General features: G+C 70.2%; 19 protein-coding genes and 1 riboswitch. Of the genes, 5 read left to right on the forward strand and 14 right to left on the reverse strand.

The window, feature by feature from the left end; translation table 11 throughout:
- Window positions 1-137: 137 nt before the first annotated feature.
- The 13 genes from AC1VNM_RS23540 to AC1VNM_RS23600 form a co-directional block, all read right to left on the reverse strand.
- Entirely contained in the window at window positions 138-2,114 is a 1,977-nt protein-coding gene (locus AC1VNM_RS23540; RefSeq protein WP_483108513.1) for an ABC transporter ATP-binding protein, read from the reverse strand.
- A gap of 123 nt (window positions 2,115-2,237) precedes the next feature.
- Window positions 2,238-3,944, reverse strand: a complete 1,707-nt coding sequence (locus tag AC1VNM_RS23545) for an alkaline phosphatase family protein (RefSeq protein WP_483108514.1) — start codon at window positions 3,942-3,944, stop codon at window positions 2,238-2,240.
- Window positions 3,945-4,351: 407 nt separating this feature from the next.
- Window positions 4,352-5,608 (reverse strand): glycolate oxidase subunit GlcF, encoded by a 1,257-nt coding sequence (gene glcF / locus AC1VNM_RS23550; RefSeq protein ID WP_483108515.1) that lies wholly within the window; start codon window positions 5,606-5,608, stop codon window positions 4,352-4,354.
- 95 nt (window positions 5,609-5,703) lie between these two features.
- Window positions 5,704-6,792: a glycolate oxidase subunit GlcE gene (gene glcE / locus AC1VNM_RS23555; protein ID WP_377161636.1), complete on the reverse strand. Its 1,089-nt coding sequence runs from the start codon at window positions 6,790-6,792 to the stop codon at window positions 5,704-5,706.
- A gap of 74 nt (window positions 6,793-6,866) precedes the next feature.
- Window positions 6,867-8,393, reverse strand: a complete 1,527-nt coding sequence (locus AC1VNM_RS23560; protein WP_483108516.1) for an FAD-linked oxidase C-terminal domain-containing protein — start codon at window positions 8,391-8,393, stop codon at window positions 6,867-6,869.
- A gap of 47 nt (window positions 8,394-8,440) precedes the next feature.
- Window positions 8,441-9,382, reverse strand: a complete 942-nt coding sequence (locus tag AC1VNM_RS23565) for a substrate-binding periplasmic protein (protein WP_483108517.1) — start codon at window positions 9,380-9,382, stop codon at window positions 8,441-8,443.
- Window positions 9,382-10,521, reverse strand: coding sequence for an FIST signal transduction protein (locus AC1VNM_RS23570; protein WP_483108518.1), 1,140 nt, complete (start codon window positions 10,519-10,521; stop codon window positions 9,382-9,384). The genes AC1VNM_RS23565 and AC1VNM_RS23570 overlap by 1 nt, the downstream gene beginning before the upstream one ends.
- Before the next feature lie 29 nt (window positions 10,522-10,550).
- A complete protein-coding gene (locus AC1VNM_RS23575) occupies window positions 10,551-11,276 on the reverse strand; it encodes a PhaM family polyhydroxyalkanoate granule multifunctional regulatory protein (RefSeq protein WP_483108519.1) in 726 nt (241 codons plus the stop codon).
- A gap of 126 nt (window positions 11,277-11,402) precedes the next feature.
- Window positions 11,403-12,074 (reverse strand): MarC family protein, encoded by a 672-nt coding sequence (locus tag AC1VNM_RS23580; protein WP_377158433.1) that lies wholly within the window; start codon window positions 12,072-12,074, stop codon window positions 11,403-11,405.
- A 100-nt stretch (window positions 12,075-12,174) separates the two neighbouring features.
- The gene (locus tag AC1VNM_RS23585; RefSeq protein ID WP_483108520.1) at window positions 12,175-13,158 is read right to left on the reverse strand and encodes a TraB/GumN family protein; all 984 of its coding nucleotides are present in this window, start codon (window positions 13,156-13,158) and stop codon (window positions 12,175-12,177) included.
- A 106-nt stretch (window positions 13,159-13,264) separates the two neighbouring features.
- Window positions 13,265-15,598 carry an ATP-binding protein gene (locus AC1VNM_RS23590; RefSeq protein WP_483108521.1) on the reverse strand — a complete coding sequence of 778 codons (2,334 nt, stop codon included), beginning with the start codon at window positions 15,596-15,598 and terminating at the stop codon, window positions 13,265-13,267.
- 319 nt (window positions 15,599-15,917) lie between these two features.
- Window positions 15,918-16,223, reverse strand: coding sequence for a BTH_I0359 family protein (locus AC1VNM_RS23595; RefSeq protein WP_067279348.1), 306 nt, complete (start codon window positions 16,221-16,223; stop codon window positions 15,918-15,920).
- Between the two features lie 218 nt (window positions 16,224-16,441).
- Window positions 16,442-17,320 (reverse strand): hypothetical protein, encoded by an 879-nt coding sequence (locus AC1VNM_RS23600; RefSeq protein ID WP_483108522.1) that lies wholly within the window; start codon window positions 17,318-17,320, stop codon window positions 16,442-16,444.
- A 34-nt stretch (window positions 17,321-17,354) separates the two neighbouring features.
- On the opposite strand from AC1VNM_RS23600, the gene AC1VNM_RS23605 reads away from it, so the two are divergent.
- From AC1VNM_RS23605 to AC1VNM_RS23615, 3 genes are read left to right on the forward strand one after another with little or no spacing between them, the layout of a single operon-like run.
- On the forward strand, window positions 17,355-18,461 hold the full coding sequence (locus AC1VNM_RS23605) for a fumarylacetoacetate hydrolase family protein (RefSeq protein ID WP_483108523.1): 1,107 nt from the start codon (window positions 17,355-17,357) through the stop codon (window positions 18,459-18,461).
- A complete protein-coding gene (locus AC1VNM_RS23610) occupies window positions 18,442-19,119 on the forward strand; it encodes a DUF4197 domain-containing protein (protein ID WP_377158426.1) in 678 nt (225 codons plus the stop codon). Before AC1VNM_RS23605 ends, AC1VNM_RS23610 begins: the two co-directional genes overlap by 20 nt.
- A 40-nt stretch (window positions 19,120-19,159) precedes the next feature.
- Entirely contained in the window at window positions 19,160-20,236 is a 1,077-nt protein-coding gene (locus AC1VNM_RS23615; protein ID WP_377158425.1) for a homocysteine S-methyltransferase family protein, read from the forward strand.
- A gap of 3 nt (window positions 20,237-20,239) precedes the next feature.
- On the opposite strand, the gene AC1VNM_RS23620 is transcribed toward AC1VNM_RS23615, so the two are convergent.
- Complete coding sequence (locus AC1VNM_RS23620; RefSeq protein ID WP_377158424.1) at window positions 20,240-21,445, reverse strand: HD-GYP domain-containing protein; 1,206 nt, start codon at window positions 21,443-21,445, stop codon at window positions 20,240-20,242.
- A gap of 166 nt (window positions 21,446-21,611) precedes the next feature.
- Window positions 21,612-21,716, forward strand: a riboswitch (S-adenosyl-L-homocysteine riboswitch).
- Between the two features lie 81 nt (window positions 21,717-21,797).
- On the opposite strand from AC1VNM_RS23620, the gene metH reads away from it, so the two are divergent.
- Together metH and AC1VNM_RS23630 are read left to right on the forward strand one after the other, a co-directional pair.
- On the forward strand, window positions 21,798-24,581 hold the full coding sequence (metH, locus tag AC1VNM_RS23625) for a methionine synthase (protein WP_483108524.1): 2,784 nt from the start codon (window positions 21,798-21,800) through the stop codon (window positions 24,579-24,581).
- A gap of 163 nt (window positions 24,582-24,744) precedes the next feature.
- The gene (locus tag AC1VNM_RS23630; RefSeq protein WP_483108525.1) at window positions 24,745-25,413 is read left to right on the forward strand and encodes a glycine zipper 2TM domain-containing protein; all 669 of its coding nucleotides are present in this window, start codon (window positions 24,745-24,747) and stop codon (window positions 25,411-25,413) included.
- The last annotated feature ends 89 nt before the right edge of the window (window positions 25,414-25,502 follow it).

Below are 25,502 nucleotides of genomic sequence, written 5' to 3' on the forward strand. Positions count from 1 at the left end.
GACGCTCAAGCGGATCGGCGCTCCCGTCCGACCTGCGATCGCAGTGTTCCATACAAGCCTGCCACCGGATACCCCGCCCAACCCCTTGAACGGGTGGCGTGCGGTGTCCGTCGCGCGCCAGATAAGTCAGCGCCGGCTTACGCGGAATCCCTTGCTGTCGTTGACGCTGGATCCATGTGTCCAACGGTGGATCCGACGGCATGAGGCGGATGGCCCATGCCCGTGACGGCTTCAGGCGACAACGCCCGCGCCCGCTCTTGCGCCGGGGTGTCCTCCTCCACGTCCACGTCGTCCTCCACCAGGAAGCCGCCGCTCTGGTGCGCCCACAGCTTCGCGTAGAGGCCGCCCTGGGCCAGCAGCGCCGCGTGGTCGCCCTGTTCGACGATGCGGCCCTGGTCCATCACGATCAACCGGTCCATCGCTGCGATCGTCGACAGCCGGTGCGCGATCGCCACCACCGTCTTGCCTTCCATCAGCCGGTACAGGCTGCGCTGGATCGCGGCCTCGACCTCGGAGTCCAGTGCGCTGGTCGCTTCGTCGAGCAGCAGGATCGGCGCGTCCTTGAGCATCACCCGGGCGATGGCGATCCGCTGGCGCTGGCCGCCGGACAGCTTCACGCCGCGCTCGCCGACGTGGGCGTCGTAGCCCTGCCGGCCCTTCGGGTCCGTCAGGCCGTCGATGAAGTCCACGGCCTCGGCCCGCTCGGCGGCGGCGCGCATTTCCTCTTCCGTCGCGTCGGGGCGGCCGTACATCAGGTTGTCGCGCACCGAGCGGTGCAGCAGGCTGGTGTCCTGGGTGACCATGCCGACCTGGCGTCTCAGGCTATCCTGGGTAGCCGTGGCGATGTCCTGGCCGTCGATCAGGACGCGGCCCTTGTCCACGTCGTAGAAGCGCAGCAGCAGGTTGACCAGCGTCGACTTGCCCGCGCCCGAGCGGCCCACCACGCCGATCTTCTCGCCGGGGCGGATCGTCAGGGTCAGGTCGTGCAGCACGGTCTTGCGACCGCCGTAGCTGAAGTCGACATGCTCGAAGCGGACTTCGCCCCGGGTCACGTCCAGCGGCCTGGCGTCGTCCGCATCCTGGATCGCGATGGGACGCGACAGCGTCGTGATGCCGTCCTGCACGGTGCCGATGTTCTCGAACAGGCTGGCCATCTCCCACATGATCCAGTGTGAGATCCCGTTCAGGCGCAGCGCCATCGCGGTGGCGGCGGCGACCGCGCCGATGCCGACCTGGCCCTGCGTCCACAGCCAGACCGTCATGCCGGCGGTCGAGGCGATCAGGCCCATCGACAGCGCATGGTTGACGATCTCGAAGCCGCTGATCAGCCGCATCTGGCGGTAGGCGGTGTTCAGGAAGTCCTGCATCGCGCCGCGGGCGAAACCGGCTTCGCGGTTGGAGTGCGAAAACAGCTTGACCGTGCTGATGTTGGTGTACGCGTCGGTGATGCGGCCGGTCATCAGGCTGCGGGCGTCGGCCTGCGCGGTGGCGGCCTTGCCCAGGCGCGGCACGAAGTAGCTCAGCGCCACCACGTAGCAGGCCAGCCAGCCCAGGAAGGGCAGCAGCAGCGTCGCGTCGAAGCTGCCGACGACGCCCAGCATCGTCACGAAGTAGATCGTGATGAAGACCAGGATGTCGGTGACGATCAGCCAGCATTCGCGCACCGCCAGCGCGGTCTGCATCAGCTTGGCGGAGACGCGGCCGGCGAACTCGTCCTGGTAGAAGCTCATGCTCTGCGCGAGCAGGTGGCGGTGGAAGTTCCAGCGCAGCCGCATCGGGAAGTTGCTGGACAGGCCCTGGTACTTGCTCAACGACTGCAGCGCGATCAGCAGCGGGCTGGCCAGCAGGATGCCGCCGAGCATCAGCAGCTTGTCCTGCTGCGTCGCCCACCACTGCGCGGGCGGGACCTGGCTGAGCCAGTCGACGACCGAGCCCAGCATCGAGAACAGCAGCGCCTCGAAGGCGCCGATGGCGGCGGTCAGGACGATGAGCACCCCCACCAGTCCGCGCATGCCGTGCGAGCCGGCCCAGACGAAGGCGAAGAACCCCTTGGGCGGCTGAGGCGCCGGGGTCTGCGGAAACGGATCGACGAGCTTTTCGAACCAGCCAAACACGGCGGTCTCCCTGTCACTTCTGCGAGACCGGTGAGCCTACAGGAGCCGTGTGGCGGGCGCACCCCACCCCCGCTTCGGTGGCGGGTGGGTGGGGTGAACGGGGGGAATCCGCGCTCGGTTGGGTTACTTCGCCGGCAGGGGCAGCAGCCGGCCCTGCGCCTGCTTCGGCGCGGGGATGTGCAGAAGGGCCGACAGCGTCGGCGCGAGATCGACGATCTCGACGCGCTGCTCGATGCGGCCCTGGCCGACCCACGTCGGTCCCCAGGTCAGCAGCGGAACGTGGGTGTCGTTCTCGTAGGGACTGCCGTGGGTGGTGCCGGTCGCGCGGGAACCGAACATCCAGCCCGCCTTCGGCACCACCTGCAGCGGCGCGGCGATGCCGGGGTACCAGGAACGGCGGAACTGCTCGAGGTAGGGCGTCGTGGTGTCCGTTCCGGCCAGCTGCGCGCGGGTGAAGGCCACCTGGATGCCATCGATCTGCTCGACCGACGCCTTGGCGACGGCATAGACGTCGTCGGGGTTCAGGCCGCCGGCCTTGATCGCCACCTCGTCGAAGATCACGCCCGATCCGGACATGTTGAGTGCCCAGCGGTACTCGCCGAAGCGTTTCGACAGGCCCGCGTTGATGACGCCCACGACCTGCGCCGGGTTGATGCGCCCGGCGTCCCGGCCCTGCGACTTCGCCCATTCGGGCGTGTCGGTGAAACCGTGGTCGGCGGTCAGCACGGCGACGTAGTTGTCGCGCCCGACCTTGGCGTCGAGGTACTTGAACCAGTCCTGCAGGTAGGCGTCGAGGTGCAGGAAGTGGTCGTGCGACAGCCGCGACTCGGGACCGAAGGCGTGGTTGATGTAGTCATGGCTGGAGAGGCTGACGGACAGGATGTCCGTCTGGTCGTCGGTGCCCAGCCGCTCGCCCTCGACGGCCGCCTTGGCGAAGGCCAGCGTCAGCTCGTCGCCGAAGGGGGAGGGCAGGATGTTGCCGTAGAAGCGCGGCCCCGGGCCGTCCATGCCGGCGCCCAGCACGGCCGGCAGCTTGTTGCCGTTGCCGCTGTTGGCCTGCCAGGGCTGGCCGTCCGGCACGCTGCGCGCGTAGGCCGCCTCCGGCAGCATCGGGGACCAGGTCTTGCCGAAGAACTTGTCGGCCGGCTTGGCCGCGTTGAAGGCGTCGACCCAGGCGGGGTGCTTGTCCATGTAGTAGGTGGACGACGCGAATTCGCCGCTGCCGCCCATGTACATGTAGGCCGTGCCCTTGTGGCCGGCCGGCAGGATGGCGCCGCGGTCCTTGCCGGAGATGCCGATGACCTTCGACCCCGGTTGCAGCGTGCGCAGCACGTCGCCGACGGTCTCGACCTTGTAGTTGTTCGGGCTCGTGCCGGCCAGCGGCTCGGTCTTGTTGCCGATGTACTGGTAGCGCGCATCGGCGGTGTTGTACTGCGGGGCGGCGGTCTGCGGATCGCGCCACTCGTTGCCGATGATGCCGCTGCGCTGCGGGTAGGCGCCGCTCAGCATGATCGAGTGGCCGGCGGCCGTGACCGTGTAGCCGTGACCGTAGTACGCGTTGGCGAACCACGCGCCGCGGTCCAGGAAGCGCTTGAAGCCGTCCGGCTGCAGCTGGTCGCGGTAGCCGAGCACCTGCCGGATCGGCAGCCCGTCGACCACCATGAAGACCACCAGCCTGGGCGGTTTCTTCGCCGCGAAGGCGGGGGCCACGGGGCCAGGTGTTGCCGGGGCGGTGCCGGCGTCCGAGGTCGGGGAGGACGGGGCGTTGGCGCAGGCGGCCAGCGCCGCCAGGACGGGCACCAGCAGCCAGGTGCGACGGGTCAGGGTCATGGCGGATCGGGGCTCCGGACGAAGCCGCTGAAACAGATATGACAGCGGAGTATCCGCCTCCCGCTCGCGGTGTCGGGGCGGCTGCCGGCGCATCTGCTCGCTCTGCGCGGCGGGGAAACCCTGACCGGGCGGCCGGGATCCTGCCGGGGAGCCGAAGGGGCCTGGACGGAAAAAAGGCCGGTCACCACGCGGTGACCGGCCCATTTCACTTTCTGGTTGGATCGCTTGACGCGCTCCCCTCCTGTTATGGGAGGCGATTCTGCGGGCCGCAGGCAAAGGGCATGCCCGGGTTTGCCCGAGGTGGGGCGATTGACGTGAGAACTCCTCCTCAAGTGGGAAGGGTTTAGGCGCGAAGTGATGCGCCGAAGCGACGCTTCCTCAAGAGATTCGGGGCGCGAGTCAATGACTCATCGATGTAGAAGTGCATCGTCCAGCATTTCGACCCAATGTCGGACCGGGACGTCCGTGCCACTTTGCAGATGCTGGATGCAGCCGATGTTGGCCGAGACGATGGCCTCGGCCGCCAGCGGCGCGAGCGCGGCGAGCTTGCGTTCCCGCAACTGCTTGGACAGCAGCGGTTGCAGCACCGAATACGTGCCGGCGGAGCCGCAGCAGAGGTGGCTTTCGCTGGGGGCGACCGAGATCTCGAAGCCGAGCTCGCGCATCAGGCCCTCGACGCCGCCACGCAGCTGCTGGCCGTGCTGCAGCGTGCAGGGCGGGTGATAGGCGAGCTTCGGGCGCGGCGCCGTCGACGCGTCCTGGCCCATGCGCGAGCGCAGCGGCTGGACCAGTTCGGGCAGGAACTCGCTGAGGTCCCGGGTCAGGGCGGACACGCGCTGGGCCTTCTCCGCGTAGTCCGGGTCGTGCGCGAGCAGCCGGCCGTAGTCCTTGACCTGCACGCCGCAGCCGGACGCGTTCATCACGATGGCCTCGACCTGCTCGCCGTGCCCGTCGACCATCGGCCACCAGGCGTCGATGTTGCGCCGCGCGTCGTCGAGGCCGCCGTGGTGGTCGTTCATGTGCGTGCGGATCGCGCCGCAGCAGCCGGCCTCGTCGGCGACCAGCGTCTGCACGCCGGCCGCGTCGAGCACGCGGGCGGTGGCGGCGTTGATGTTGGGCATCATCGCGGGCTGCACGCAGCCGAGCAGCATCAGCACCTTGCGCGGATGCGTGCGTTGCGGCCACTGGTGGGCGCGCGCGTCGGGCTTGGGCGGCACCTTGTCCTTCAGCGCGCCCGGGACCAGCGGACGCAGGGCCTGCCCGATCCGCAACGCCGGCTTGAACAGCGGCGAGGTCAGCCCCTCCTTCAGCAGCCAGCGCTTGAGGCGCTCCTCGCGCGGGCGCTCGACCTTCGCGTCGACGATCTGCCGGCCGATCTCGACGAGCTGGCCGTACTGGACGCCCGAGGGGCAGGTCGTCTCGCAATTGCGGCAGGTCAGGCAGCGGTCCAGATGCAGTTGCGTCGCCGCGGTCGGCGGCTCGCCCTCGAGCACCTGCTTGATCAGGTAGATGCGGCCGCGCGGTCCGTCGAGCTCATCCCCCAGCAGCTGATAGGTCGGGCAGGTCGCGGTGCAGAAGCCGCAGTGCACGCAGCGCCGCAGGATGGCCTCGGCGGTCTCGCCTTCCGGGGTGCCTTGGAATTCGGGGGCCAGGTGGGTTTGCATCGGTCGGCTTGCTGTGGGCTTGCTGCGCGTCGTGAGGCTGGAGGAGACGTCTCGCTTCGGAGATCCGGTTCAACGGCCCGGGTCAGAGGTTCGAATCAAAGATCCGGATAGAGCCGCCCCGGATTGAAGATCCCCGCCGGATCGAACTGCCGCTTCAACTCCTTGTGGATGCGTGTGAGCTGCGGGCCGAGCGGCGAGAAGGTGCCGGCCGACTTGTCGTTGGCGTAGAACATCGTCGCGTGGCCGCCGGCCGCGGCCACCACCTCGCGCACCTGCGCGGGCGCCATCGGCGTGACGACCCAGCGCTGCGCGCCGCCCCATTCCACGAGCTGCTCGCCGTGCAGCGGCATCGGCGGCGTCGTCGACGGCACGGCGATGCGCCACAAGGTCGCGCCGCCCTGCACCGCCCGGCGCGCGCCGAGGAAGAACTCGTCGCACTGGTCGCGCAGGCCCTGCCAGAATGGCGCGGCCATCGCCTCCGGAATCGCGGAGCCGCCGAGCTTGTGGATCGCCGCGCGGACCGCCGCCTCGGCGCCCGAGAGCCGCACCACCAGCGCGCCGTCCCACCACGCGCTCGCCGACACCGGCAGCGGCTGCCCGCCCCAGCGGTTCATCTGCAGCAGGGCCTTGTCCTGCTTGGCCTCGAAGCGCAGCGTCGCCGTCGCGACCGGCTGCGGCAGCACCTTCAGCGTCACCTGCGCGATCAGCCCGAGCACGCCCAGCGATCCGGCCATCAGCCGCGACACGTCGTAACCGGCGACGTTCTTCATCACCGTGCCGCCGAAGTGCAGCAGCTCGCCCTTGGCGTCCAGCATCGTCAGCCCCAGCACGTGATCGCGCACCGCGCCGGCCGTCGCGCGCGCCGGGCCCGACAGCCCGCTCGCGACCATGCCGCCGATCGTGCCCGTGCCGCCCGAGGCCGCGCCGACGAAACGCGGCGGCTCGAAGGCCAGGTGTTGCCCGTGCCGCGCGAGCAGCGCCTCCACGTCCGCCACCGGCGTGCCGGCGGCCGCGGTCACGTAGAGCTCGCTCGGCTCATACGCCATCACGCCGTTGAGCGACAGCGTCGACATCGGCTCGGCGTCGCCCAGCGGACCGCCGTAGAAGTCCTTGCTGCCGTGGCCGGTGAAACGCACCGGCCGGCCTTCGGCGAAGCGCGCCGCCATCGCCTCCAGCGTCGCCATCAGTTGCGTCGCGGGGACGAAGCCGGGGGACGGGTCCGTGTCCGCCGCCGCGACACCTGCTGCTTGCACTGCCATCAGAATCGCTCCAGTTCTGGAAATGAGAGTGCGCCACGCTTCACGTGCATGCGGCCGTATTCGGCGCAGCGCTGCAGCGTCGGGATCACCTTGCCGGGATTCAGCAGGCCCTGCGGGTCGAAGGCCCGCTTCAGGGCCAGCATCCGTTCGCGCTCCTGCGGCGAGAACTGGACGCACATGCTGTTGAGCTTCTCGACGCCCACGCCGTGTTCTCCGGTGATGGTGCCGCCCATCGCGACGCTGGTCTCGAGGATGTCCGCGCCGAAGCGCTCGCAGCGGTGCAACTGGTCCGGATCGTTCGCGTCGAACAGGATCAGCGGATGCAGGTTGCCGTCGCCGGCATGGAAGACGTTGGCGCAGCGCAGGTCGTACTTGCGCTCCATCGCCTGGATCGCCAGCAGGATGTCGGCCAGCCGCTTGCGCGGGATCGTCGAGTCCATGCACATGTAGTCCGGGCTGATGCGCCCCGACGCCGGGAAGGCGTTCTTGCGGCCGCTCCAGAAGCGCAGGCGCTGCGCCTCGTTCTCGCTGACCTCAAGCCGGGTGGCGCCGTTGGCGTTCAGCACCGCGCTCATGCGGCCGATCTCTTCCTCGACCTCCTCGGGCGTGCCGTCGCTCTCGCACAGCAGGATCGCCTCGGCGTCCAGGTCGTAACCGGCGTGGACGAAGTCCTCGACCGCCGCGGTCATCGGCTTGTCCATCATCTCCAGGCCGGCGGGGATGATGCCGGCCGCGATGATCGCCGCCACCGCGTCGCCGGCACGGCGCAGGTCGTCGAAGCTGGCCATGATGCAGCGCGCCAGTTGCGGCTTGGGCGTCAGCTTGACCACCACCTCCGTCACCACCGCCAGCATGCCTTCGCTGCCGATCACGACGCTGAGCAAGTCCAGGCCCGCGGCGTCCAGCGCCTCGGAGCCGAACTCGACCGGCTCGCCCTCGACGGTGAATCCGCGCACCTTGAGCACGTTGTGCAGCGTCAGGCCGTACTTCAGGCAATGCACGCCGCCGGAGTTCTCCGCGACGTTGCCGCCGATCGTGCAGGCGATCTGGCTGCTCGGGTCCGGCGCGTAGTACAGGCCGTGCGCGGCGGCCGCTTCGGAGATCGCCAGGTTGCGCACGCCGCATTGGACGCGGGCGGTCCGTGCCAGGGGATCGATCGCGACGATGCGGTTGAACTTCGCGAGTGCCAGCGTCAGGCCTTCGGCGTGCGGCATCGCGCCGCCGGACAGGCCGGTGCCGGCGCCGCGCGCCACCACCGGCACGCCCAGCGCATGGCAGGCCTTCAGCACGCCGGCGACCTGGGCCTCGGTCTCGGGCAGCGCCACGGCCAGCGGACGCTCGCGGTAGGCGGTCAGGCCGTCGCACTCGTAGGGGCGGGTCTGCTCGTCCTGCCACAGCAGCGCGTGCGCGGGCAGCTCGGCCCGCAGGGCCTGGACCAGCTGCGCGCGACGCCCGGCGCGGAAACCGGCCAGCGCGGCGGCCTGGTCGCCGGGCGGCTCGTGGGTCGAAGGGAGGACGGCGGTCATGGCGTCGAACTGTAGCCCCGCGCGCTGACCCCGGCCTGAACGCGGCGTCAGCGCATACCCGGCAGCGGCCACCACAGCGCCTTGCGGTCGAGCGGCGTCTGCGCCGGCAGCAGCGGGTTGCGCAGCCGCAGCACGCGGCGCTGGTCGATCCGGTGACGCTGCAGCAGATCGCCGAAGATCTGCCGCGACAGGCGTTCGAAGGTGCCGTCGGCCACCAGGGCATTCATGCCCCGCGTGAGGTCCGCCGCCAGGCGCGGACGCCCCGGGCGGACGAACATGTAGAGCGCCGCCGGATAGTGCAACAGCAGGTAAGGGTCGATGACGAGGTTCTGGTCGGCGAAGCTGCCGAGCTCGGCGTCGATCTCGAAGATCGACCGCGGGAAGTAGTCGAAACGTCCCGCCGACAGCATCTGGAACAGCCCCTGGTAATGCGTGCTGACCTGCACCGGCAGCCCGTTGGCGCGCAGCACGGCGGTGTCCGGCCAGTCGTGCATCTGCCCGGCGGTCAGCCGTGCCAGGTCCTTCAGGTCACGCACCTCGCGCAGGCGGTCGCGGTCGGCGGCGCGCGTCAGGCACAGACGCCATTCGATCAGTCCGCGGTCCAGCGGCACGCGGATCGGCAGCAGGCTCTTCTCGCGCTGCGGGTCGGTCATCGTCCAGAACACGTCGATGCTGGGGTCGTTGCTCGCCATCTCCAGCAGCGCGCGGCTCTGCACCATCTCCGACTGCGTCTGGACCAGCGCATAGCGCGCGCCGCTGCGTTGCAACGCGGCGTGCAACAGGCTGATGAAGTAGTCGACCTGCCGGTCCTGCTGCGGCAGGTGGCGCGGATAGATGACGGTGGTCGGCTCCGGCGGCGCCGCGGCGAGCGGGGCCGCGGGCGCAGCACGGGCGGCCGTGGCGCGGCCCGGCAGGAGGGACAGCGCAGGCAGCGTGGCGGAGAGGGCCGAGGCCGCGGCGGCCTGCAGCAGGTCGCGGCGTCCCGGCATCAGGCGTCCAGGAAGACCGTCAGCACGCCGGTATAGCCATGCAACCGCGCGTGGGCGATCTCGCCGTTGGCGAAGAAGCCGGCCAGCGGCACCTCGCCCAGCGCGTGCTGCACCCACTGCAGCTCCGCCGACGGTGCGCCGAAGTGCGGACCGCCGCGACCGGTGCAGCTGAAGTACAGCGCGCCGGCCATGCGCGCGCCGCGCTCCTCGGCCTCGGCGCGGATCTCGGTGCAGATGCGCACCAGGTCGCGCCGGGCGGCGTCGGGGTGGCGTTCGCAGAAGCTCAGCAATTCGCCCTCGCGCATCTGCTCGGCGACGGCGATGCCGCGTCGGCCCGGGTCGAGGCCGACCAGATGCCGCACACGGACCTCGGCGCCGTACTCGCGCCGGGCGCCAGGTTCGTCACTGAGGCCGACCAGCGTGCGGCGGAACAGCGGCATCGCCTGGCGCAGGGAACCGGATTCGCCGGTGTAGGCGGGCAGCTTCAGATCCTCGAGCAGTGCGTCGAGCGCGGGTTGGCCGTCGAGCTCCGTGACCAGCGGGCCGTCGCAGGCGGTGACGCGGCGCTCGCGACCGAGCGGCTGGCAACCCTGGCTGACGCGCGAGATCCAGCGCACGTCCGGGCCCAGCGCCAGGCCCGACAGGCCGCCTTCGAAGATGCCGTCGGCGATCTGGACCGCGTCGTCACCGCCGCTGACCAGCCCGCCGAAGAGGTAGCCGCTGCTGCAGCGCTGGGCGAGCTCGGCGATCAACTCCTGCAGGTCGGGCGTGCCGCCGTCGGCGTGCAGCAGCAGGCTGCGGGATTCGCAGTCCGGCGTCAGCGGCCGCAGTCCCGAGAAGATCCGCCATTGGTCGGCGGGCAGGTCGCACAGCATGACGACCAGCGCCGGCTCGTCGAAGTACTCGACGCCGCTGGCGCTGACCGCCAGCGCCGAGGCCCCGACCCAGCCGCAGCCCGGCCAGCGCTCACGGGCCTCGTCCAGCAGCGCCTGCGCGTGCGGCACGTAGGGATGCGTGAGGTAGAGGAAGCCCAGCGTCGGCGTCATGCCGGCGCGCTGCCCCTCCAGCTGCGCGCCGGCCAGCGCCAGCGCCATGTGGGGATCGGGATGGGTGGCGTGCGCCTGGAGGAAACGAGGCATGAACGGCCCTCGGGGAAACTGGGGATGGCTCAGGGAGCCTTGCGTTTGGGAGCGGTCTTGCGCGCGGGCGCCGCCTTCTTCGCGGCTGGCCTGGCCGCGGACGTGGCGGAAGTCTTCTTCGCCGCGCCCGGCGAAGTCTTCGTCGCCGGCTTCGCGGTGGACGTCGGGGCCGAGGCCGCGGAAGCCGAGGACGTCGCGGCCGACGTGGCGGCCGTCGCCGCCGTCTGGGCCGTCTTCATCGCGTTGGCCGCGACCTGCGTGAACTGCTGCGTCAGCGCGTTCCACCATTGCATCGGGTCGGCGCCGGCAGGCTTGGGCCCGGCCGGGTCGCCGGCCTTCGCCTCACCCTTTGCCTCGCCCCTTGCCTCGCCCTTCACGTCGGCCGGCGCGTCCTGGGGAGCCGGCGTCGCGGCGGCGGCAGGCTCCTGGGGTCTCGGCGCGGGCGACGGGCGCGGCGGCACCTGCGTCTTCAGCACGTCCTTCAGGTCGGCCATGGGCACGTTCATCGCGTGCAGCGTCGACAGCGTCATCCGCTGCACCTCGAGCGCCTGGATGGTCGCGTTGAGCATGCGGGCGTTGTTCTCGAGCCAGAACTGCACGGTGCGCAGCTCGTCGATGCGTTTGTCCAGCTCCTGCGGGTCCAGCGTCGGCGCGACCCACTGGTTGAAGCCGGGGATCGCGGCGCCGGCGTTCTTCATCAGCCCTTGCAGGAAGTCGAAGCCCGGAACGAATTTGCTGAAGTCGGTGTCCGCCATGGTGTCTCCTCGGGAGCCGTCCTCGCCAGGGACCCCGGCGTGCGCAGGGGCGCCCCGGGGGCGGCCATGGGCTCGATCCTACGTCCTGGCGGCGGCCGCCCGATGTCGGGAAGGGCGGTGGCCGCGTCAGGTCGGAATGTGGTTCAGGTCGGCCCAGCCGGTCCACAGGATCTGGATGCCGATGCACAGCAGCACGAAGGCCATCAGCCGCATCATGACCAGCGTGCCGACCTCGCCCATCTTCATCAGCAGCCGGCCGCCGTTGCGGTAGACCAGATAGACCACGGCGGCGGTGAAGGCCGCGCCGATGGCGGCGATGCCCGCGCCCATCACGTACGGCACCGGCGAGCGCGGGATCTGCGCGCCCAGCGCGATCGCCGCGGCGATGCTGCCCGGCCCGGTGGTCAGCGGGAAGGTGATCGGGAAGAAGCTGCGGCGGACGATCTCGGTCTCGCTGATGTCGCCGGGCGAGGCGTGCACGACGGCGGTCTGAACGTCGTCGGTCTCGTTGCGGGTCAGCATGACCCAGGCGCTGTAGGCCACCAGCAGGCCGCCGCCGACGCGCACGACCGGCAGCGAGATGCCGAACAGGTCCAGCACGTAGGTCCCCACCAGCAGCGACACCATGATCACGACCCAGCCGTTGATCGCGACCTGGCGCGCGAGCCGCTTGAGGACCCGGTCGTCGCCGCCGGCCGCGCCGATGACGATCGGGGCCACGCCCACCGGATTGATGATCGGCAGCAGCGTCAGCGGCACCAGGAACAGGGATTGGAGGAAGGACGGCAGGTTGTCCAAGATGCGCGACTCCAGAGGAAAAAGTCGGTGGAAAGGTCGGTGGAAAGGGGGGTGGGGAAGGCCCGGCCAGGCCGGCGCGGCCCAGTGTGCCGCAACTCGGTCACCGCGATCCGGATCGCGGCATCAGGGTTACCTCGAAACCCTGCTCCTTGAGCAGCGCGGTGAGCGCGCGGGGGCCGGTCATGTGCATCGCGCCGACGGCCACCAGCAGCGACTGGCCGCGCTGGTGCAGTTCGGAGATGCGCTGGGCGAGGGCCGGATTGCGCCCGTCGTTGATGCGCTGCAGCGCCGCGCGATCGGCGGCGTCGGTCACGCAGTCGCACCACTCGGCGTATCGGTTCAGGCGGGCCAGGTCGCCGCGGTCATAGACGCCCACCATCGTGTCCAGCGTGCGCAGCAGCGACTTCGGGCGTTCGAGCTGCTGCAGGTTCGAGCGCAACTCGTGCCGCGCCGCGTCCACGTCGGCGGGCAGCAGAGCTTCGAGCTGGCCCTGCAGCGTTTCCAGCGCCAGCACCGGCAGGCCGCGGTCGCGCGCCCACTGGCTCAGCAGCATCTCCTGGCCGTAACGCACGTCCAGCCCCAGCGACCGGGCGCGCAGCAGCATGTAGGTGCTGGTCTGCAGCAGCGGATGCATCGCGGCGAGGGCGTGCGGCTCCAGGCAGACCGCCACGGCCTGCGCATCCAGACGCTGGCGCATCGCGGCGTCCAGCGGCAGCTCGGGCATCGGCGGCATCTTCCAGGCGTCGCGGTCGAGCGGGTCCAGTTCCAGCGCGACGGCGTCGACCTCGTCCAGCGCCTTGCGCAGGCGCGGACCGGGCGCGGCCCAGCCCGGCTTGCCGACGTGCAGGCTGGCGTACAGGTAGGAGGTCCGACCGTCGCGCTTGAGCGTCCACATCAGCCCGCGATCCCTGGCCTGGGCGGCGAGGCGGTCGGCGGGCAGCGGCGCGGGTTCCGGGGGGCAGGAGGGCTTGGGCGGCGCGGCCAGCGCGCCGGCGCCGGCCAGCAGCGCCAACAAGGCGAGCGAGCCGGTGGCGAGACCGCGAGAGGCCCGCATCAGCAGCGTCGAGAGGAACGGGTTCAGCATGGGCGGCACGATGCCATAGAACCGGCGCGGTTCGAGGCAGGCGGTGCACGACGGCGCTCTCCGGCGTGACGCGGGAGATCGGCTGGGGCGGATGAACGGGCCGGGGTCAGGCCTCGCCGGCGCGGAAGCCCATCGGGCGGCGCTGGCGGACTTCCGGCTTCACGCGATGCTCGGCCTCGAGCAGCGTCAGGAATTCGTCGGGCGACAACGCCTCGCCGAGGATCTCGGCCTGCTGCCGCACCGCGGCGAAGTCGCCCAGCGTCAACGCGTCCAGCGCGCCCAGCCGGTCCGCGTGCGCATCGTCGAGCGCCACGCCGACTTCGCGCTCGAACATCGTCAGCCGCTGGTCCGGCCGCAGCGCCTTGAAGCGGATCTTGAAACTGAAACGGCGCAGCGCGGCTTCGTCCAGATCGTCGAAGGCGTTGGTCGTGCAGATGAAGAGCCCGGCGTGGCGCTCCATGCCGGCCAGCATCTCGTTGACCTCGCTGACCTCGTAGTGCCGCTCGGCGGCGCGGCGGCTGCGCAGGAAGCTGTCGGCCTCGTCCAGCAGCAGCAGCGCGCCCTCGGCGGCGGCGGTCTCGAACATGCGGGCCATGTTCTGCTCCGTCTCGCCGACGTACTTGGACATCAGGTCGCTGGCCAGCCGCACCATCAGCGGCCGCTGCAGCTCGGAAGCGATGTGCTCCGCCAGCGCGGTCTTGCCGCTGCCCGGCGGGCCGTGGAAACACAGGCTGCCCATGCCGCGGCGGCGCAGCGCCTCGATCAGGCGCGGCAGCGCGAAGCGGCATTCGCAGTGGATCAGGTCGAGCGAGTAACGCGTCGCCGACGGCCGCGACTGGGGCGAGGCATCGACCAGACCGAGCGCCTTGTCGGCGTGCAGCAGCTGCCGGCTGACGAGGCGCTCGTTGGCGGCGGCGACCTCGGCAGGATCGGCGGCGCTGTCGTCGCCTCCCCGTCCGGCCCCCGCCAGCCGGGCGAAACGCACGGCGGTGCGGACCTGCGCCGGCGTCAGGCCGCGGCGCTCGGACAGCCGTTCGGCGAAGCCCTCGGGGACCGGCAGCTCCTCCAGCGCCTTGCGCACCAGGCCCAGCCGCGCGCCGGGCGGCGGCGAGGTCAGTTCCAGGTGGTACTGGAAACGGCGCCGGAACGCGGGGTCGATGTGCTCGATGCGGTTGGTGATCCACAGCACCGGGACCGGGTTGCTCTCGAGGATCTGGTTGACCCAGGCCTTGCCGTTGACGGCCATCGTCGCCGGCAGTTCCAGCGCCGCGTCGAGCCGGGCCATCAGATGCGCGGTGTCGCCGCTCAGGTGGGGGAAGACGTCCTCGACCTCGTCGAACAGCAGCGCGACGTCGCGGCTCGCCTTCAGGAACACCTGGCTGATCTGCAGCGAACGGTAGCGGTCGCGGCCGCTCAGCGCATTGCCGTCGCGGTCGGCGTACTCGACCTCGTACAGCGCCAGGCCGGCCTCGCGCGCGGCGACCTTGGCGAGCTCCGTCTTGCCCGTGCCGGGCGGCCCGTAGAGCAGCACGTTCACGCCGGCCTGTCCCTGCGCCACCGCCTGGCGCAGCAGGGTCGCGAGCAGCGTCACGTCCTCGGCGATGAAGTCGAAGTCCGCGCGTTGCAGCGGGCTCGGCGTCACCGGGCGCGTGAACACGGCCATCAGGTCCTGCGGACCGTCATAGGCCCGCATCAGCACCGGCGGCAACTGCTCGCTGACCTTCATCAGGTCGGAGAGATCGGTGATGTTGTGTTCGGCGATCAGGTTCTCGATCATGCCGACCCGCTCCAGCCGCGACCCGGCGCGCAGCGCGTCGGCCACCTCGTGCGGATCGACGCCGGCCAGGTCCGCGATCGCGGCGAAGGCTTCCTGCGCGGTGTTGACCTTGAACTCGACCAGCGCGCCGCGCAATTCGCGCTGGTATCGCGCCAGCGTGCCGTAGAGCAGCAGCGCGCGCTCGGCCGCGTTCAGCTGCAGCAGGCGGCCCAGCACGTCGATGTTCTGCTCGACCAGCGTGGACCGGCTGCGCAGCTGGCCGTCGAGGGCGTCGCAGGTGCAGGACAGCAGCGCGAGGAGGTCCTTCGGCGCATCCTTGACGTACTCGTCGAGGTAGAAGAACACCGTGCCTTCAGCGAACGGGCCGCGCCACACGCCGTGGCGGGCAAGGAAGGCGGCGTCGCCCAGCCGTTCATGGCCGGCCCACAGCGAGTGGCCCTGGCAACGCCGCGCCAGATAGCCCCGCACACGCGTGAGCACCTGCGGCGGCCAGACCAGGTGGCGCGCCGTCAGCGCCAGCAGGCCGCTGAGGTCGCGGCGCGGATTGAAGCGGTTGGCGTGGCGGACCGTCAGCGTCAGCACGAAGTGCGAGCACATGCGGTCCAGCACCGGGCTGTCGGACAGGCCCGGGGAGTCCAGTGGAAGTTGCGCGCGCTTGCCCATGGTTCGTGCGGGAGGGAGATCTCCGGAACGAGGACGGCGTCGAGGACGCGGACATGGCCCCGGACCCGGGCGCCGCTTGCCGCGTCACCCCTCGAAGGGGCGCGGCTGCACGATCTTGGCGCAGGGATGGTTTGGGGACAAGCCCCGGCTGACGGAATCAGCGGCGGTCAGCGTGCGGGAGGCCAGGCGCGGGCTCTCCGCGGTGCATGGGGCCTCCCTCCGGGAACCCCAAGCGCCACTCCGGCCCCACCAGCAATCGCTGACTGCCCGTTTGCGGGGCAGTGGTCGACTGCGTGTCAGGGGCGGGTGGTGTGGGGGATCAATGCATGATCACGGGCTGCTGGCCCAGGTTCGCGTACTGCGCGATGAAGGCGTCGAGGTCGTCGACGTCGGGACCTTGCTCGATCAGGGCTTCGACGCCCTCCTGGAAGGTCTGCGCCAGGGCGCCTTCGATGAAGATCTCCTTGCGGGTGAACTTGTCGACGATCTCGAAACCGTCACGCTGCAGCGATGGCAGGTTCGTGTGGTCCACCTGGGCGGCGTGCGCGGCATCGCCAGCGGACGGAGCGACCGGTACATCGAACTGGACGACGATGTAGCTCGGTGAGTCGTAAAGCATGTGCATGAAGGACTCCTTGGTTGGAGGAGTTATGGCCTGTTGCGACAGATTCAAGACCCGTCGCTCCCAACCAGGCCATGACCCATGGTGGCAGATCTCGCGGAACACGCTGCACCGTGTCTCAAGCATTTGTGGTGCCAACCGCACAGGGTTTCACGGATTCACGAACCGTAACGCGCACACACGGAATCGAGATCAAGCGGACATGCACGCGGCGGACAGGGTCACTCCAGCAATCGGAGCGCCCACTGCTCGTCGTCGTCCAGGCTGAAGCGCAGGTCGACGGCCAGGAAACCGCGCTGACCGTCGAGCCAGACCGACCATTGCAGCGCCGGGCGGCCCGCGCCGCGGGCCAGGTCGCGCCGCAGCAGCCACCGGCCGCCGTCGCGCGCGATCACCTCGAAATCCCAGTCGCTGACGCCCGTCGGACCAGCCACCGGCACGCGCAGGCGCTGCCCGATGTAGGGCGCGGGTTCGGCGGCCATCATGGCGGCCACCTGCAGCCACCACGACAGGCGGTCCTGCGTGCCAGCCGACAGCGGAAAGGCGCGCGCGCCTACAAGCAGAACCGGACGCGCGGCGTCACGGTCGAAGATCTGCAGCTCCCGTTCGCGACCCTGGCGCGACACGCGGTGCAGCTCCGGCTGCAAACCTTGCGGACCGACGCGGCCTTCGCTGTGCCAGACCGGCAGCTCGCGATCGCCCGAGCGGCGTTCGAGCGTGATGTCGTAGCGCCCGTTCCCGATGTGGAAGTTCAAGGCGGCCTCGCCGGGTTGGCCGTCGATGACGAAGGCGTAGGCGAGGGCGCCGTCGCCGCGCAGCGGCAGCGCGAGCAGCGCTGGCACGGGCCGGGTTTCGGGATCGGGAGCGGGCCTGGGACGCGATGGCGTGCGCGGCGTGGCGGGCGGAGCGGCCACGGGCGCGACCGCTTCGGGCTTGGGCGGGCGCGGCGCCTCGATGACGCGGGTCGACACCACCGGCGCATCGATCGCCTGCGGCGGCGGACGCTGAGACAGCGCACCGATCGCCGCCGCGTGCAGCACCAGCGCCCCCGCGACGGCCGTCGCGAGCGCGACCCGATCCTGAGGTGAAAATGCCGCCAACGATCGCCCGACGAATGACTGTCCGCCCACCACAATGAAACTCGCAACCTACCGCGACGGATCCCGCGACGGCCAACTGGTGGTCGTGTCGCGAGACCTGAGTCAGGCATGCTATGCCAACGGCATCGCGACGCGCCTGCAACAGGTGCTCGACGACTGGAATTTCATGGCGCCTCAGCTGGAGATGCTGTCGCAGTCGCTGAATCACGGCCGCGCGCGGCATGCGTTCGCGTTCGACCCGAAGCAATGCCTGGCACCGCTGCCGCGCCTGGCCGGCTGGATCGCCGGCGAGGCCTACCCGGACCAGGGTCAGGCCTTGCGCGAGCGCGGCCTCGCGTGGCCGGAGCGCCTCAGCGCCCCGTTGCTGCGTGCCGGCGGCGCCGAGGCGCTGCTCGGTCCGACCGAACTGCTGGACCTGCGCACGCCGGGGCTGGAACCCGAGCCGCAGCTCGCCGTGCTCACCGGCGACCTGGCGCAGGGCGCGGTGCCGTCGCAGGCGCTGGAGTCGATCCGGCTGCTGATGCTGGTCAGCGACTGGGTGCTGCGGCCGGTGCAGCAGGAGGAACTCGCCAACGGCTGGCCGGCGCTGCACAGCCGCCCGGCGCTGCAGTTCGCGCCGGTCGCCGTCACACCCGACGAACTGCCCGGTGCGTGGTACCTCGGACGCGCGGCGCTGCAGCTGCAGGTGATGCGCAACGGACGCAAGCAGGCGGTCGTCGACGCGAAGACCGGCATGCGCTGGTCCTTCGGCGACCTGCTCGCCGAGGCGGCCCTCAACCGGCCGCTGCGCGCCGGCACGCTGGTCGGCGCGGGCACGCCGGTGCTCGGCAAGCCGGTGGTGCTGGAGGCCGGGGACAGCCTGCGCATCGAGTTCAAGCTCGGCGACGGTCCCGGCCCGTTCGGCGCCATCGACATGGATCTCGCGGAGTCGGAAGATGCAACGTCCGACGACGCCGGCCTCGACGAGAACACCGAGCACACCGAGCACACCGAGAACGCCGAGAACGCCGAGAACACCGACGACAGGCCCTCGAACGCCGCCGCCGCCTCGGAAGGCGCTGCCGAGGCGGCGATCGAAGCCGAGAAAGCGACCCCCACTGAAGCTCAAGAAGGAGACACCGATGAACCTGCTTCGCCGTGACCTGATCGCGCTGCTGGGCGCGGGCTGCGCCTCGCCGTGGGCGATGGCGTTGAGCCTGAGCGAGGGCGACGCCGCCTCCGGCGTGCGCGCGGCCCTCGAGCGCGGCGCCCAGGCGGCGCTCGCCAACCTGGGTCGCACCGACGGTTTCCTCGGCAACCCTCAGGTGAAGATCGAGCTCCCCGGCGCCTTGAAGGACGCCGCGCGCCTGCTGCGCACGACCGGCCAGGGCAGGCGCATCGACGACCTGATCACCTCGATGAACCGCGCCGCCGAACAGGCGATGCCCGAGGCGCGCCAGCTGCTGGTGACCACCGTGCGCAACATCAGCGTCGAGGACGCGGTGAGGATCGTGCGTGGCGGCGACAACGCGGTGACGCAGTTCTTCGAGGACAAGACCCGCTCGCCGCTGACGACGAAGTTCCTGCCCATCGTCACGAAGGCCACCGAGCGCCAGTCGCTGAGCGAGAAGTACAACGCGGTCGCCGGCAAGGCCTCCGGGTTCGGCCTCATCCGCAAGGAAGACGCCAACCTGCAGGGCTACGTCACCGACAAGGCGCTGGACGGCCTGTACTTCATGATCGGCCAGGAGGAGAAGAAGATCCGCCAGGACCCGGTCGGCACCGGAAGCGCCATCCTGAAGAAGGTCTTCGGCGGTTGAGAACGATGGGGCGGGGCGGGGCTTCCTACAATCGAGCCCCATGAACGCCCCGACCTCCGCCCGTCCCGCCGTCGCCTACACCCGCGGCGCCGCCTTGCCTGCCATCCTGGCGCAACGCATCGCCGTCCTCGACGGCGCGATGGGCACGATGATCCAGCGCTACAAGCTGACGGAAGCCGACTTCCGCGGTGAGCGCTTCGCCGATCATCCCAAGGACCTCAAGGGCAACAACGACCTGCTGGTGTTGACGAAGCCCGAGGTCATCAGCGAGATCCACCGCCAGTACCTCGACGCCGGCGCCGACATCATCGAGACCAACACCTTCGGCACGACCACCGTCGCGCAGGAGGACTACGGCCTCGAGGCCTACGCCTACGAGATGAACGTCGCCGCCGCGCGCCTGGCGCGCGAGGCCTGCGATGCGTTCAGCACGCCGGAGAAGCCGCGCTTCGCGGCCGGCGCGCTCGGCCCGACGCCGCGCACGGCCTCGATCAGCCCGGACGTCAACGACCCCGGCGCCCGCAACGTCGACTTCGACACCCTGCGCGCGGCCTACTACGACCAGGCCAAGGCAATGCTCGAAGGCGGCGTCGACCTGTTCCTGATCGAGACCATCTTCGACACGCTGAACGCCAAGGCCGCCATCTTCGCGGTCGACCAGCTGATGGACGACACCGGCGAGCGTCTGCCGGTGATCATCTCCGGCACGGTGACCGACGCGTCGGGCCGCATCCTGTCGGGGCAGACGGTGACGGCGTTCTGGCACTCGGTGCGGCACGCGCAGCCGATCGCGATCGGCTTGAACTGCGCGCTCGGCGCGGCGCTGATGCGGCCTTACATCGAGGAACTCTCGAAGGCGGCCGGCGACACGCCGATCTCCTGCTATCCGAACGCCGGCCTGCCCAACCCGATGAGCGACACCGGCTTCGACGAGACGCCGGACGTCACCGGCCGTCTGGTCGGCGAGTTCGCCGCCGCGGGTTTCCTGAACATCGCGGGCGGCTGCTGCGGCACGACGCCGGATCACATCCGGGCGATCGCGCAGAAGGTCTCCGCCTACCAGCCGCGTCGCTGGGGCAGCAAGCTCTTCAGCGGGCTGGTCGCCGAAGAGGTCTGAGCCTCAATACAACTTCAGCATCGCGTCCATGTTGATCCGCAGGCGGATCTCATGCGGCGCGAGGCTGGCCGTGATGGCCTGCGCCTGCAGCCGCGTGTCGCGCAGCACCGGCACGGTCAACGGCGTGCCGCTGCGGCCGACCAGCGAGGCCACGAGCGGCGCGTTGGCGCTGTGGCCGCGCTTGAGCACCATGCCTTCCTCGCCGTTGGCCAGCCGGGCCAACGAGCCCGGCGGGTAGAGACCGATCGCCTTGATCAGCGCGGCACCGGCCTCGTCGGGTTGCTGGAGTTCGTCGAGGTAGACCGCCCGCGCCGCCTGTGCCGCGGACAGCGGCCGGCGGCTGCGTCGCGGGCTGAGGCGGGCGCCATACACGTCGATGCGCCGGAGCAGCCGCGCCATCAGCTCGCCGTCCGATCGGCCCGCCAGGGGGCCCGGACCGGCGTCGTGATGCAGCCGCACGGCGGTCAGCCAGTCCTCGTCGTCCACGCCGATCGCCTGCAGCGTCGCCGCCGCGCGGTCGCCGTGCCCGGCCAACTGCTCGCGCTGCGCGTCGCCGAGCGCTTGCGGACGCATCGCGTGCTGGTCCTGCTGCGCGCCGCTGTCCAGGTTCATCGTCAGCGCCGCCAGGCCGAGCGTGCGACGGCGGCCTTCACCCCAGCCGAGCTGGCGCGTCGTCATCTCGACCAGCGCCAGCGACAGCAGCGCATGCCGCGCGCTGTACTGCAGCGGCTCCTGGCCGGCGTCGTGCACCAGCATCGCCAGCGAGGCGTCCGGCTGCTGCGTCAGCCGGGCCAGCACCTTGTCGAGCAGTTCGCTCAGGCGCAGCAGGAATTCCGGCCGTCGCGGATCACGCAGCACCTGCTGCGCATGCCATTGCAGGTCGGCCCAGATGGCGGTGTGCGCCGGCGACGTCGACTGCGGCATGGGCATCGGACGCGTGGGCTTGTATTCCGCGGTAGCGTTGGCCAGCGCGGACATCGACGCGCCTTGCAGCATCATCGTGTCGAGCTTGTGGGCGAGGGCGCGCTGGTACTCGCGCGTCTCGTGCGCCTGCACCCACGGCCCGCGGGCCAGCAGGTCGCGCACCTGCGGCGTGTCGGGCAGCGGATGCCCGGAGGCGAACAGCAGATGTCCCGCCGCGTCGCGCAGCGAGAACGTCAGCACCTGTCCCACGCGCAGGCTGTTGGGAGGAAGTTGGACCAGATCCACGGTGGCTTCCCATCGACGTGTCGTCGTCTTGTCGTTGTGCCGCGCAGGATACGGGCGCACCTGGGCCGGGAAGGCAATACGGCACGAACAAACCAGGGCCGGACCGGTAGAATGCACGCTGTTCCCGCTACCAGCAAGGCCGCACCGCGCCCCTGCGGCGGCGGTGGTTTCCGAGGAGCGTTGCGACAGGTCCCGTCACCCGGGTTCCCGCCAGGCTCGGAACGGCGGTGTCGGACCCCTGGACCCCGCCTCACAACGGCGCTCACCGACCCGCGTTCCGCGGGGTTGCGGTGAGTTGCGCGGCCCCGTCTTTCGTTTCAGCTCACGTCCAGCTTCGAAAAGCGCCGCCGCCATGTCCGCCCCGAATTCCGCCTCCGCTTCCGCTGCTTCCGATCTTTCCGCCGCGCCGGCCTCGCCCGTGGCCGTGCCGCCGATGAAGCTCTCCGGCCTGGAGCCGGTGAACATCGGCGCCGGCACGCTGTTCGTGAACATTGGCGAACGCACCAACGTCACCGGCTCGAAGGCCTTCGCGCGGCTGATCCTGAACGGCGAGTTCGAGGCCGCGCTGAGCGTCGCCCGTCAGCAGGTCGAGAACGGCGCGCAGGTCATCGACATCAACATGGACGAGGCCATGCTCGACAGCAAGGCCGCGATGGTGCGCTTCCTCAACCTGATCGCCTCGGAGCCCGAGATCGCGCGCGTGCCGATCATGATCGACTCGTCCAAGTGGGAGGTGATCGAGGCCGGCCTGAAGTGCATCCAGGGCAAGGGCATCGTCAACTCGATCTCGCTGAAGGAAGGCGAGACGGAGTTCCGCCGCCAGGCCAAGCTGATCCGCCGCTACGGCGCGGCCACGGTGGTGATGGCCTTCGACGAGACCGGCCAGGCCGATACCTACCAGCGCAAGATCGAGATCTGCACCCGGGCCTACCGCATGCTGGTCGACGAGATCGGCTTCCCGCCCGAGGACATCATCTTCGACCCCAACATCTTCGCGATCGCCACGGGGATCGAGGAGCACAACAACTACGCCGTCGACTTCATCGAGGCGACGCGCTGGATCAAGAAGAACTTGCCCGGCGCGAAGGTCAGCGGGGGCGTTTCGAACGTGTCGTTCAGCTTCCGCGGCAACGAGCCGGTGCGCGAGGCCATCCACACGGTCTTCCTGTACCACGCGATCCAGGCCGGCATGGACATGGGCATCGTCAACGCCGGCATGGTCGGCGTCTACGACGAGATCCCCGCCGACCTGCGCGAGCGCGTCGAGGACGTGGTGCTGAACCGCCGCGAGGATTCGACCGAGCGGCTGCTCGAGGTCGCCGAGACGGTCAAGGGCGCCGCCAAGGACGACAGCGCCAAGCTGGCCTGGCGCGCCGGCGACGTCGCGGCGCGGCTGTCGCATGCGCTGATCCATGGCATCACCGACTTCATCGTCGAGGACACCGAGGAGGCCTGGCAGGGCATCCTTGCCCAGGGCGGCCGGCCGCTGCACGTGATCGAAGGGCCGCTGATGGCCGGCATGAACGTCGTCGGCGACCTGTTCGGCGCCGGCAAGATGTTCCTGCCGCAGGTGGTGAAGAGCGCCCGCGTGATGAAGTCCGCGGTCGCGCACCTGGTGCCCTACATCGAGGAAGAGAAGCGGCTGATGGCCGCCGCCGGCGAGGACGTGCGCTCCAAGGGCAAGATCGTCATCGCGACGGTGAAGGGCGACGTGCACGACATCGGCAAGAACATCGTCACGGTGGTCCTGCAGTGCAACAACTTCGAGGTCGTCAACATGGGCGTGATGGTCCCGTGCCAGGACATCCTCGCGAAGGCCAAGGTCGAGGGCGCGGACATCATCGGGCTGTCGGGCCTGATCACGCCCAGCCTCGAGGAGATGCAGTACGTCGCCGCAGAGATGCAGCGCGACGACTACTTCCGCATGAAGAAGATCCCGCTGCTGATCGGCGGCGCGACGACCAGCCGCGTGCACACGGCCGTCAAGATCTCGCCGCACTACGAAGGCCCGGTGGTCTACGTGCCGGACGCGTCGCGCTCGGTGGGCGTGTGTTCGGAACTGCTGTCGGATGAGCGCGCGACGCGTTTCATCGACGAGCTGAAGTCCGACTACGAGAAGGTCCGCGAGCTCCACGCCAACAAGAAGCAGACCCCGCTGGTGACGCTGGCGCAGGCGCGCGCGAACAAGCACCGCGCCGACTTCACGACCTACACGCCGGCGGTGCCGCGCTTCGTCGGCCGGCGCCAGTTCCGCAACTACGACCTGGCCGAACTTGCGCAGTGCATCGACTGGGGCCCGTTCTTCCAGACCTGGGACCTGGCGGGGCCGTTCCCGGCCATCCTGAAGGACGAGATCGTCGGCGCCGAGGCGCAGCGTGTCTTCAGCGACGGCAAGCGCATGCTGCAGCGGCTGATCGAGGGCCGCTGGCTGACTGCCAGTGGCGTGATGGGCCTGTACCCCGCCGCGCAGGTCAACGACGACGACATCGAAATCTACAGCGACGAGTCGCGCACCGAGGTGCTGATGACCTGGCGCGGCCTGCGCATGCAGACCGAGCGGCCGGTGGTCGACGGCGTGCGCCGGCCCAATCGCGCGCTGGCCGACTTCATCGCCGCCAAGGGCACGGTGCCGGACTACATCGGGCTGTTCGCGGTCACCGCCGGGCTCGGCGTGGACAAGAAGGAGCAGCAGTTCATCGACGACCTGGACGACTACTCCGCGATCATGCTGAAGGCGCTGGCGGACCGCCTGGCCGAAGCCTTCGCCGAACGGCTGCACCAGCGCGTGCGGCTGGATCTGTGGGGGTATGCGGCGGACGAGACCCTCAGCAACGAGGAACTCATCGCGGAGTCGTATCGCGGCATCCGTCCGGCGCCGGGCTATCCGGCCTGCCCGGATCACCTGGTCAAGCGGGACATGTTCCGCGTGCTCCAGGCCGAGGACATCGGCATGGCGCTCACCGAGGGCATGGCGATGACGCCGGCGGCCAGCGTGAGCGGCTTCTACCTGGCGCATCCGGAGGCGACGTACTTCAACGTCGGCCGCATCGGGGACGACCAGGTCGCCGACTGGGCGGCACGGATGGCGCTCGACCATCAGGCCGCGCAACGGGCGCTGGCGCCGCTGCTCGGCTGACGCGCGACGCGTCCGCGCAACGAAAGCCGCAGGACGCGGCCTTGTCCTACAGGCGGCGTTTCACCCCTTTACAAACGGGACAGTTTTAGGCCCCCGCGACTTGTAACAGCGTGGCATTCTTCGCTCATCCCCCGAGATAGGGGAAAACCATAAGAGGTGAATCATGGCGTTGAATACCAATCAGAAGATCGCGGCTGGGGCCGTTGGGGCGACCGTGCTGGTCGTGGCGGCCTTCTTCGCGGGCCGGCAGGCCGCGCCGACCTTGCCGGACTCGCCGGTGGCGGCGACCGAGCAGCAAGGCAACGTCGTCGACCGCAATGGCGCCAACGCCGCGGACGAGGCCCGGGCGGCCCGCCGCTCCGGCGATGACGCCGTCCAGCAGCGTCCGGCCAACGACTCGCGCCGCGTCGCGCAGCAGCAGGCGCCGCGCGACGGCGGTTCGACCGGTTATGCGGACAACGCCGGCACGTCCGGCGCGGGCCAGACCGAGTCCCGCCTGTGCGCATCCTGCGCGACGGTGCTGTCGGTCCGTACCGAGGCGCGTGAAGGCCAGGGCACGGGCATCGGCGTCGTTGGCGGCGCGGTGGTCGGCGGCCTGTTGGGCAGCGCGGTCGGCGGCGGCACGGGCAAGAAGATCGCCACGGTCGGCGGTGCGGTCGCGGGCGGCTACGCCGGCAACGAGATCGAGAAGCGCCAGCGCAGCACCACCGTGTGGGTGGTCAAGATGCGCAACGCCGACCAGAGCAACCGCACGATGACGTTCAGCCACGACCCGGGTGTGCAGAACGGCGACATCGTGCGCGTGAGCGACGGTCAGCTGATCCGCCAGTAAACGCTGCGTCCCGGGCTTGCCCGGTGTTGCGACCGACGCCGACCTCCGAGTCGGCGTTGTCGTTTTCGAAGCGCCGACCCGGGCCGGCT

This window comes from Mitsuaria sp. MSU3D, assembly GCF_056867975.1.